At 56.0% G+C, this 7,192-nt stretch carries 5 protein-coding genes; 4 read left to right on the forward strand and 1 reads right to left on the reverse strand.

All coding sequences use genetic code 11. From position 1 onward, the window contains the following. Positions 1–674 precede the first annotated feature (674 nt). Positions 675–1,325 carry a hypothetical protein gene (locus ACFWW2_RS00210; protein WP_393925350.1) on the reverse strand — a complete coding sequence of 217 codons (651 nt, stop codon included), beginning with the start codon at positions 1,323–1,325 and terminating at the stop codon, positions 675–677. Between the two features lie 1,028 nt (positions 1,326–2,353). On the opposite strand from ACFWW2_RS00210, the gene ACFWW2_RS00215 reads away from it, so the two are divergent. The 4 genes from ACFWW2_RS00215 to ACFWW2_RS00230 form a co-directional block, all read left to right on the forward strand. Then, a complete protein-coding gene (locus ACFWW2_RS00215; protein ID WP_393925351.1) occupies positions 2,354–2,524 on the forward strand; it encodes a hypothetical protein in 171 nt (56 codons plus the stop codon). A 51-nt stretch (positions 2,525–2,575) separates the two neighbouring features. Beyond that, entirely contained in the window at positions 2,576–3,151 is a 576-nt protein-coding gene (locus ACFWW2_RS00220; protein ID WP_393925352.1) for an outer membrane protein, read from the forward strand. A gap of 91 nt (positions 3,152–3,242) precedes the next feature. Then, on the forward strand, positions 3,243–3,365 hold the full coding sequence (locus tag ACFWW2_RS00225; RefSeq protein ID WP_393925353.1) for a hypothetical protein: 123 nt from the start codon (positions 3,243–3,245) through the stop codon (positions 3,363–3,365). Positions 3,366–4,076: 711 nt separating this feature from the next. Continuing rightward, positions 4,077–7,192 (forward strand): pertactin-like passenger domain-containing protein (locus ACFWW2_RS00230; protein ID WP_393925354.1); only part of this gene is annotated, 3,116 nt, incomplete at its 3' end.

Below are 7,192 nucleotides of genomic sequence, written 5' to 3' on the forward strand. Positions count from 1 at the left end.
GCCGCGTCGGTGCCCGCTCGTTCACTGCTGTATTCGAAGCCATCGGCCAAATCTGCGACTTATACGATCCCACAGAGTGCTGGAACTACTTCAAGGCTGCCGGATATGCCTCAAACTAATCCCGAAACGCTTTAGCGCCAGAGAAAGGTCGATTCTTCAGGTCCTTTAACCAAGTTAATCAGAGTTGGTTGCCGATATAAAATATCAAAAACCAATGGCTTGATAGGATAATTCTATTATTCGACGTCCCGCGGAGACTGCTGCTACGCCGATCAAGAGCTACTTTGCCGGGAAAGAAACTGCAGTGCATGCCTGATCAAGAAGGCCCGCACCGACACGCTGTTTCGGACCGTCAGTTGCCATATGGGCGAGGAAGCACGTCAAATCGTTCGCAAGTTGCGCGGAACAGCCGCTTAATGACGAGAGCCGACGACGACGGAAAAGATTTGAGGTGCTGCTCGCCCACCTGAAACGACATCTCGGCATCAAACGCCTTTGGCTCTGGGGTCCCAGCCGCAGACAGCCCGAAGTGGACGCGTCGTTTTGAAGTCAGTGATTTGAGACATACAGCAGGCCCGGCGGGAATCTGCCGTTAGCTGCAGTTGCGAGAGACATAGCAGCTGACGGCAGAAGTGGACATTCAGCGGCCGCCGTTCTCGGCCTTGTTGGCTAGCTCAAGCGGGTATGTCGCTTGCAGGCGAGACATCGAGCACATACACATCTATGCGGCCACGCAAGTCATCCGGAAATTCCGTTTTGATCGCAGCCCGAAGGTCTTCGGCGGACTGAAATCCGTGACGGCTTGATCCGGCAACAACCTCTCCGGGACCATACCAAAGAACAAGGTAAATACCCTGTTCATCAGCGTCCGGATGCATGGCGTAACGATCCGCCAATTGCGTAGCAGCTGCCCCAAATAGATCTCGGTGCCATTGGCCTTTGCCCTCAATGACGAGCATCCGCGGGGCACCATTGACCATGCGCGTGGCTGTGAGATCGCACCTGTTTCGCTCTTCGAGCTGATGCTCCACCACGTCGTGGATATCCATAGGTGCCAAGCGAGGTCGCAGCCATGCCGCGACGCGCGCCATTCCCCGGACTTCATTCAGCCGAACACCGCCGTCGTAAAACTGGTCTCTGAGCCCGGTGTGACCTGCCAGAACGTCTCTCTGCAGCTCTTGGAAGAGCTCCATAACCAGAGTGCGGGTTTGCTCGACGCTGGCTGGCCCCGTTTCGATGTCCGCATTGGCCATCGATCCGGCAAACGCGACTACGACAAGGCAACAAGCACCAATGCAGGCGGTGAAATTACCGATTCTGATCATCGAGGTCTGGTTCCAGTTTTGTTGTTGCAGGATGTGGTAGAAATAAGGTGTGCTGCCGCCAGGCCGGGGCACAGCCCCAACCGGGCGTTGGAAGGGTACAGTTCGCGCCAGCGCTGCTGTTTGGATCGGTGTGTCGCGACGGACGCGATGGATCAATTGGATTGGTGAGCCGCCCGAGCGGCAAGTCAAAGTCCATACTCATCGTGGATATTGGCGATTGCCGATCAAGCATCTGAGCAAACTTCCATGTCGAAATGCAAACGCATTCGGATATTTTCCACTCGAAACAACGATCTAATTTGAGTTTAGGGAGCAACAGCGCTGTAGCCGTTGCCCCCTTTCCCTGCCTCGGGCGGATAGTCCCTAGTTCGGCCTCTCCCCCGAGAGGCGAGGGAGGGTGTGAGTGGTGGTGGGTGGTTAACGGAAGTGTCCATCCAACGCCTCATACACCCAACTCTAGGACCAGGTTGCCGTATTGAGAAATACCGAGATGCTATACTTTAATAGGTATCAGCTATGAGACCGTATCTTCCACCAGAAAAACGATGTCTTTGCGCATGCATGGCTTTAGCCCTGTAGGGCGGCTTAGCCTGGTCTGCTCAGAACGGGTTTCTGGCGCATGGCAACTGTCAAGATATGGCGGTAAAAACGAGCCCCGGAACCACTGTGAGTAGGTTGTGAAAGATGGCCGCCATGCGGCGCGCAAACGCATAAGGAATGCGCCATGGACATCGCGTGTCCATGACTCGCATCCCCCGCTCGCATGTCCTCAGGCGGTTTTCCCGCCCGGGTGAAGTGCGCGACGCAGATTGCTTTTGGCATGATGAACATGCGCCTTGGGGCTTTTGCACCAGTGGATTCACCGTGAAGAACTTGACCAGGCCGGGTTGACGAAACGAAAGTCTGGCAGGCGCCGGGGTCATCATAGCTGATGTCTATCCAAATATAGGATTTCAGTATTTTCGCATAGGGCGAACTGCCTCTAATGCTGGGTATCAGACGAATTGAATTGAGCGCATTTACGGGCAATGACACAACAAACCTCAAGCAGCAAGACCTCAGGGGATGGCTGGGAAAACAGCATCAGGTTTCCACGCATCATCGGTGTGTTCGGGCTGCGCGCCGGATCAACGTCGAGAGATCATCAGTTTGAATTGGATGTCACAGGAGCGCAGTTGCAGACAATTCAGGCGTCGTGAGTAAAGATACCCCAACATCACCTAACCCATCGCGCTTTGGAAGAATAATCAATGACCTATCATGTAAGAACTGCTTTATTGGCCCTTGCGACCGCGTTGCCAACGCATGCGCTTGCCGATTGGAACGGTGCATATGCCGGCCTCTCACTTGGCTCAACCGTTACAAGTGAGTTGTCGAGTGACTTTGAGGGGAGTTCCGAGGCTGACCCGGGTACTGCTTTTGGTGTGTTCGGTGGCTACAGTGTACAGACCGGAGATCTCGTTTTTGGCGGCGAGGTTGCTCTCCAACGCGCGCCCGATCTCGAACACGAGTTTGATGAACAAGGCTTCAGTGTAGACTATGACATCGTTGAACTAAAAGGCCGTGCTGGCTACGCCGTCAACGACATCTTGCTTTATGGTGTCGCAGGATTCTCGCATATCAAAGCAAACATTTCGCGTGACTCAGGATCAGAAACTGACAGCGATACAAACGGGTTCAGCATTGGCGTTGGCGCTGACTACGATCTCGGGAACAACTTCGTCATCGGGGCAGAGTATCTCGCACGACGTGCCACGTTTGAAGAAGATGAAGATGTTGACGTCGCGCTTGACACACTGGCTCTCAGGGCGGCCTTCAGATTCTGATCGAAAATTGGTAATATCGCAAAAAAGCAAGCCGTGCCTCCTTGGCACGGCTTTTGTGTGTCGCGGCGTGGCCTGAATTCCGCGAGAGGCCTTGATCAAATACCTCTGTGATCCACGCCCCAATGATGGCGTGCTGCGCTTGATGGAAATCGAAGGCCACCTGCGCGATCCTGATATGGGTTGCCCCTGCGATGTCGAGCAGAACTGCGACTGAACTTCTGGCGTTTGGGCTTGATGCGTCCTTCCCGTCCATAAAAGACCACACCCTCAAATTGTGGGATCAAACAGCCAGGCAATTTTCGCGAACTGAAAGTATGCCAGCGGCCGGTTTCCCATAGCTGATGCCTATTCAAATATAGGATTGGAGTATTTCCCAATGCGGCAAGGGGGTTCTAGTGTTGGGTAGGAAACGAATGGCTCGCCCACCACATGCTCGACAAAAAAATCACAAATATACGCAATAAATTCAATATGTTACTTGCGCTTGTGGTGAAGCTGCCGTATCATCAGATCATCAGGCGCGGCGCTCCGGCGTAGGCCGCAGCACTTATCGATTTCCGCATCCTGATAATTTGACACCCGGCCGCAGGCCGGCCATCGCACATGGAGCAATTGGTGATCTGATCGCGGTTTCCGGATCGGATGGCTTGACGCGATCGTCTCCGAACCATTGTGATGGTGGATCCCGGCGCGAGATCAGCTGCAACCCCCTTACACGTTTTGCCCCGATCAGAACGGGTGGCGCGAAAGCAACGCGGCCGACCGCCAACTGTAGTTCGCTTCCGGTTGAGGCTCAAACAACGCCTCCGGCTGATGTCGATCCCCATACCTATGCCCGCAATTATGCCAATCCACTGACCGCCTGACGGGCAGGGCGGTGCCTTGCCTCGATTGTGCTCAATGCCGCTCACAGGAGAGTTTCAAAATGACAAACCAGTCCTCAGACACCCAGCCCGCTCTTCACTCGCTTAGCGTCTCGGTTCGGGCTGGTCGCTTGACGAAGTTCAAGGGCCGGGTAGCGAGCATTGCGCCCGGGCTTTCGGTCGTGGCGACGGCTGCGGTGTTGTGCACGGGCAGCGCAGCACAGGCCGCGTGTACTGAAGATGCGTCCACAGGCGTGGCCACATGTCCCGCTACGACCTACGCTTCTGGCATCGTCTATAGCGGCGACGTTGTGCACACCCTGACACTGCCAGCCGATCCTGGATTAAATGTGCTCGGCTGGGGGGTGGACGTGGATTATGGGGGTGACGAGAATGTTTTTGTGCACATGCGGAACGGGACCGTCAACGCCACGAACAATCATGGTAATAACCACGGGGTTTCGGCGCGCACCACAGGTACTGGAAGTGTGGACGCCCGACTGAGTGGTGACGGGGAAATCACTATAAATCATAGTGGTTCTGGTGCGCTTAGGGCGCGGATTGACAACGGTAACGTCGACATTGCCACCAGGAATGAAGCCGATGCGACGGCGGTCATGGACGGAGGAAAGATTACTATTACTGGCGGTAATTTTAACGAGGGAGTTTCGGCGTTCACCAGTGGCTTTGGCAATGCGATTGCGAAAATGAGTGACGGCTTAGTCGTGACAGAGGCGGGCCGAGGCGAGACATTCGCGGTTAATGCATCTGTCCACAACAATAGGGCGGATTATGAAGGTCAGGCGGCGGCGTTAATGACTGGAGGTGAGATCCAGACGAGGAATTTTCAGGGGGTTGGTGTGCGGGCAACGACCCGTGCAACGACCCGTAACACCACCCAAGAGGCCGAGGCATTCGTGCATATGTCTGGCGGCAAAATCACCACATATGGGGAGGCGGTAGTGATAAATGGAGAGACAAAGAGCGGGTCCGCGCACGCTCTTTCGGCGGCGATGGCGAGCAACAAAGATAGTGTGGCCAAGGTAATGGCGTTAATGACCGGAGGTGAGATCGAGACGATCCGTAACAATTCATCCGGGGTTCGGGCGTTTAACAATGGCCTTGGCAATGCGACTGCGGAAATGGATGAAAAGGATGACCGCAACAGCACGATCACCACGCATGGAAACCAATCTCACGGGCTTCAGGCGTTCGCCATCCCCTCCGACAATCAGACCACCGCAGACGGGAGAGCGGCGGCTGCGGGGGTGGCTGAGGCAAAAATGAGTGCCGGGACGATCATCATTAACGGTCAAAATGCCCATGGGATGTATGCGCAGGCCAATGGCGTCCTTGGCACAGCGCTGGTGAGAATGGACGGCGGCAGTATCACCACGACTGCCGATAATGCTTCCGCGATTTATGCGCGGATTGATAACCAGAACCACACCAACAACTCCGACAATACAAACGGGGTGAAGGTGATAATGACGAGAGGGTCCATCCGGACGGAGAACCTCCCCGACGCCTTCCACGGCTCCCATGGGATTCACGTGGACACCAATGGTTCCGGCGACCTGACCGTGGACATGGAGGGTGGTTCAATCACCACGGTTGGGAAAAATTCTCACGGCATTTGGGCGGAATCGGAGGGCGCTAGCGATGCGGCGAACGAGTCGCGGGCGAAGGCGATTGTCAAGCTGGGGACGCATGCCAGGGTCGAGGCTAAAGGATCGGGCTCAGACGGGATTCTCGTTTCAGGGAATGTCGTGGATGGGGTTTTATTAGGCGCAAGAGGCTTTGACATAGACGTGGCCGGGTCTGTGACGGGTGGGTCAGGAGGAGGCGACGCCGCGATCCGAACGATATCCAGCGACCGCGGGACGATTGTCATCACCAGCACCGCCACGGTGGCTGCGTCCGCTGGGTCTGGCATTGCAATTCAGACCCATACGGCCGGATTTTCTGGTTCGGTGAAACCAGAGGACGATGGCACTGCGACTATTACTTCAGAAGGGACCATCATCGGCGATATTCGTCTTGATGCCGGTGACGATACCCTGATTGTGACAGATGGAAGCATCACCGGAGATGTTTATGGCAGTCAGGGCGACAATACCTTGAGTTTGGGAGGCCGCCGTTTCACTGGGGATATTCGTCTTGTGGGGGGTGACAATATCCTAGAGATAGAAGATGGCAGTTTCGCCGGTGGCATTTATGGCGGTGAGAGTGACGATACCGTCACGATTTTTGCCGCAAGCACCTATGACGGATCCCACGTTCTGGATGGTGGTGGAGGCAATAACGATCGGCTGACCTTGCATGGCAAGACCATCAGCAACACAACGGATAACTTCCTCAATTGGGAGAGCGTCACGCTGAATGCCACGACGCTGAGCCTGTCTGGGGTTACTACAGTGGATATGGATCTCTCGATCGACGCCGGGTCCGCGTTCCGCGCGTTCGGCGGGAAAGGGGGCATGACCATCGCAGGTCCTAAAGTGACCAATGAGGGCTCCGTGGTCTTCAGCGTGCAGGACGGGAGTACGGGGGATGAGATCAGAGTTGAGGGCGATTACACCGGTTCAGGAACAAGTCTCTTTGCGCTGGATGCGCGTATGGACGGCACGGGCAACGACAGACTTCACTTCACCGGCGACATGTCAGGCGATATGGAGGTGTTGATTGCCAGCGTGGGCAACGCCGGTGCCACGGGCGGACCACTTGAGATCTACGTGGTCTCTGTTGACGGCGAGGCTGATGATGCGACCTTCACCCTGATGGATGGCAACTATGTCATGGCGGACGGAGAGCATGGGGTAATCTCAGGTGCTCACCTCTACAGGCTGGCTGAGGTTGAGGTTGAGGCGCAGGATGGCGGCAGCAGCACTTGGTGGGCGTTGAGCGCGCGATCGGAGAGCGGTGAAGTCACCTATCAACCGTCAGCGCCGCTCTATGACAGCTATGGTGCCGCGCTGCTGGCGTTCAATGCGCCCTCTGGGCTGCACGAACGGGGCAGTTCGCAGGACTTCCGGAACCTGGCCTGGGGCGGCGCAGGGGCTGACACGCCGTCTGACGCGGCCGATCAAGATACGGGTTCGCCGCTGTGGATCCAGATGGGGACAGAGCAGCTCACCGCGTCGGAAGAGCACAGCACAACGGGGGCGGCACTTGAGAG

This window comes from Yoonia sp. R2-816, from assembly GCF_046762905.1.
Taxonomy (GTDB): Bacteria; Pseudomonadota; Alphaproteobacteria; order Rhodobacterales; family Rhodobacteraceae; genus Yoonia.

Excerpts from the sequence above, each read along its gene's own strand:
- ACFWW2_RS00215 (WP_393925351.1), top strand. The coding sequence starts at position 2,354 with ATGACACAACAAACCTCAAGCAGCAAGACCTCAGGGGATGGCTGGGAA.
- ACFWW2_RS00220 (WP_393925352.1), top strand. The coding sequence starts at position 2,576 with ATGACCTATCATGTAAGAACTGCTTTATTGGCCCTTGCGACCGCGTTG.
- ACFWW2_RS00210 (WP_393925350.1), bottom strand. The coding sequence starts at position 1,325 with ATGATCAGAATCGGTAATTTCACCGCCTGCATTGGTGCTTGTTGCCTT.